The sequence below is a fragment of the Pirellulales bacterium genome (assembly GCA_036267355.1).
GTDB lineage: Bacteria > Planctomycetota > Planctomycetia > Pirellulales > DATAWG01 > DATAWG01.
Genome location: DATAWG010000019.1, coordinates 1 through 3522, shown reverse-complemented (window position 1 = coordinate 3522; position 3522 = coordinate 1). Strand labels below are relative to the sequence as shown.

4 protein-coding genes are annotated in these 3522 nt (G+C 59.6%); all 4 read right to left on the bottom strand.

Going from position 1 to position 3522, the window contains the following annotated elements; genetic code table 11:
• The coding region (locus VHX65_03030) for a hypothetical protein (GenBank protein HEX3997505.1) at window positions 1-217 on the bottom strand (217 nt) is incomplete at its 3' end.
• Window positions 214-444, bottom strand: a complete 231-nt coding sequence (locus VHX65_03025) for a hypothetical protein (GenBank protein HEX3997504.1) — start codon at window positions 442-444, stop codon at window positions 214-216. The genes VHX65_03025 and VHX65_03030, both read right to left, overlap by 4 nt.
• Window positions 445-477: 33 nt before the next feature.
• A complete protein-coding gene (locus tag VHX65_03020) occupies window positions 478-2589 on the bottom strand; it encodes an SGNH/GDSL hydrolase family protein (protein HEX3997503.1) in 2112 nt (703 codons plus the stop codon).
• Between the two features lie 162 nt (window positions 2590-2751).
• Window positions 2752-3423: a hypothetical protein gene (locus tag VHX65_03015; GenBank protein HEX3997502.1), complete on the bottom strand. Its 672-nt coding sequence runs from the start codon at window positions 3421-3423 to the stop codon at window positions 2752-2754.
• Window positions 3424-3522 lie beyond the last annotated feature (99 nt).

Genomic DNA, 3522 nt, shown 5'->3' with positions numbered 1-3522 from the left:
AGGACAGGTAGGCTCGATCCTCGTCGATGAACAGGATCATTTTTTCTTTCCAAGTCTTGCGGCAATCTTGTTCTTCGCCATCTTCTTCTGCATCTTCGGCGATTTCGTCGCTGGTTGCCGCACCATGCCTCGACCTTTGTTTGCCATCAGTTCTGAATCGATTTCCTTTAGCAGTACCGCCATGTCCCGGTACGCGGGCTCGATAACAAGAACTCAATTCCTCCTTCGCAATGTCGCAAACGAACCCAGAGAAAACTCTTCGCCCGCCTCCAACGTCCCACCGGCTCGCAAAAACTTTGCAAGGCGCGGATAGCTCGCCTCATCTGGCAATTGATCCTTGGCTCGTGTCATGCTTCGTCCACCGACACAAACGGTTCCACCATTGGCCGGGATCTTCTGCCCGGTGATCCAATAGGCGTTCTCGCTCGCCAACAACTCGACCACGATGGCGATGTTCTGCGGCAGTCCATGCCGCGCTCATTTCTCCGGCGGTTGAAAAACGTAGAACGATTCAACCGCCACGTCGCCGCTCCCTTGCGTCACGAGTTCCAGCGTGTGCTTGCCGTTCGGTAGATTCTCTACCAATGGCTGGTGGAGCGGCAGCGGCTTGGTTGCGGCAAAGCTCACTTGTCCGACGGCGCTGCGGTATACGTTGAACGTGTATTGGTCGCCCGCCCGGTTGCCATAGGTGAATACTCCCTTGTTCTCCTGCCGGTTGTATCGCCAGAGCTCGGGATCGATGTGAATCTGTCCCGAGCGGCTCGTGAAGGCTTTCGTCGAGTTGCCTTCGCCGTCCAAGCCGGTTTCGCTGCCCTCGAGCCGGTAGTCGCCGGTTTCGGAGGTCAGTGTGATCTTCCAAGATTGAGCAACGACATTCTTGACGAGCTCGACCGCGTGCAGCCCAACGTCTCCAGGACCGGGGCCGCCGATCTTCCACGGAAATGATTTGGGGTGCGGCATGATATAGGTGCTGTAGAAAGCCGACGCTTGGTCCGCCGGCTGACCGTCGATCAGCACGCGAACCGTCCCGCCTCCATTGGCAGCGCGGCCGAGCACGTCGATGCGATTGCCGATGAAATCGACTCTAATCCGCTCGCCGGGCTTGCTCGTGCGGACGATGCCATCGACGGCCGACCATCCGTCGGAAAGCACGACACTTTCCGTCGCCGTCTTGGCGGGCGGAGCGACGAGCAGGCGGCGCTCGCGCGAAGCGAAGTCGTAATTGAATTGTGCCGGCTTGGCGATGTGGCGCACGATGTTGTCCCACGAGCGGCAGAGCCCCTCCTCGTTTTGGTGCGCGACATCGCGGAGCAACGCCGACGGCCTCTTGCCGATCCGCGTCAGGTATTCGGCCAATTCGCGGCGATTCTCGACAAATTCGACGCCGTGTTTCTTGCATACCGCGCGTAAGGCACTAATTTCGAAGTTATGCCCGGCGTGAAACGTCTCGACCCACCGAGCGGGCTCCGCATCATCGGGCCCCATGAGGTGCAGGCTGGGGACAATGATGTCGGCCGTGCTGTGGCGGCGGATGTCGGTGAGCATCAGATCGAGCTTGTCGAGATCACCATGGGTGTAAAAGAGAATCAGGTCGGGTTGATCGGCCAGCACGAATTGGCTGATCCACCCGCGTGCGTAATTCCAAGGGCAACCGTTGCCCGTTTGACTCTTGAAGTCGATCGGCGGCGCATTGGGGAACTGCTGCCGGATGGCGTATTCCAGCCGATAGCTCATGCTAGCCAGCGCGCCCGTCCAACTGGCCCCGACCGCCCAAACCCGGAACGGCGCGCCGGGGATGCCCGCTCGCCCCTCCCATTTCGCCACGGAGAGCGCGAGGTTGCGGCCATCATCCGCCCTCGGCGTAATGTCGTAGCTTGGCCACTTCGCCCGTTCCGCCTCGACCATCGCCGCCAATTTGGCCATCGACGTGGGAGCATCGGGAGTCTTCTTGATAATTCCTCGATCGTAGTCGAACGCCACTCTGGCCTCGACCCAACCATCGGCATTGACCGCGAACTGATCACCGTGATATTCCGCGACAAACTGCTGGTTCTTATCTTTAAACAGAACCGACACTGCGGCAAATCTCATAGCGCCCGGCTCTTTCTTTGCGCGGACCTTCACGGAAAACACGAAACAACGGCCATTCTTCAAATCGGGCATGTCGAGATACTTGATCAGCCGCGGGATGTGCAACTGCACTTTCGGATCAGCCACCATCACGGCAAATTTCTTCCCGCTGGCGGCCGGTAGCTGCGGGGTCGCATCCGAGATCGAGGTGCGCTCAACGAGATACGAATTGCAATCCACCGTGCCCGATTCGAAGTCGCCGTTGTGGATACCCGGCCCAAGAAGCACCACAGTCTTCCCGCCCTCTGCATCGACCGCCTGCGTCATCCGCAGATCGTCGATGAGGAGCGCGCACGCTGCTCGGGGTGCGGCGACCGAGTGGCTCGCGCCGGCCGGAACCCCCTCGATCCAAAGTTCGACCGAAGTGGGAAGGGCACTGGCGTTCGAGGGGCCGGAGGCATCGAGTGCCCCTGCCGGACAAAGCAACAGGACGACGATCAGCGAAAAGACCCGGCACATCGGTGGCTCTCCATCGGTTTCGGTTTGGTTGGTTCACGAATGACCGCTTTCCACGTCTTCACGCTCGACCCTGCTGGAGCCGCGGGTTTCGGTTGCCTGTGGTCCGTCACGCTTTAGTGGAAGCGGACGGCGAGCGTTGCCGCCCCTATCGCGGTCACGGCCTCACGGAGCGTGATGTCGCTCCTCAGGCTTTGCGATTACGACCCGCTTCAAATTCGACGCCCACACAAACAGAACGAGATAGAAGCCGCTGGCAATGCTCATCGCCACCGGACCGTTTTGCCACATCATCCGATGATATTCTGCGGTTGAATCTATCGGAATCCAAGCAATTCCCATTACGTTCAGCACAACCATGTAGACGAAGCCCAACTCCAATCCGGCGAGCAGGCCCTTGCCCAGTCGAACAAGAATCCCGTCGAACGAGGAGCGTGCGCCGGTCCCCAGCGCCACGGACGCTGCACCACCCAGCAGGCATGGGAACGCCACCATCACAGCAAGGAAGTCGTTGCCGCAAAGCACACGGTACGCCGCTCCGATGGCCAAGCCAATCGTGAACCCAGTCCCTGACCACCACCAGGAGCGCCGCACCATCCCCGACCACAGCCCTACAAGCGGCGGAAACACGAATCCCAAGTAATTGGCCAGAAGAAGATCATGCTGGGCCGGGCTTGCCAGGTCACTTGGTACGAAGGCGATGGCGACGATAAACGAGAGGCACCCGAGAATCGCCCCCACGAAAAAGACCCAAATCCGCCGAAGCGGAACTAGGGTCGTCACCGATGCGGAATTAGCAATTGCCGGCGACCGATACGGATTGATGTCGTCCGCCATGCGGTGTGACCTCGTGCTTCAATAATTCTGGTCGAGTTTGAACGAATTCGCAATGGTCGCCGCCTTCCCACCGTGCCAATTCCGCTGCCGCTCGTCTAC

What these genes read in the sequence shown, in the direction of transcription:
- VHX65_03020 (HEX3997503.1), bottom strand. Translation starts at nt 2,589, where the DNA reads ATGTGCCGGGTCTTTTCGCTGATCGTCGTCCTGTTGCTTTGTCCGGCA.
- VHX65_03015 (HEX3997502.1), bottom strand. Translation starts at nt 3,423, where the DNA reads ATGGCGGACGACATCAATCCGTATCGGTCGCCGGCAATTGCTAATTCC.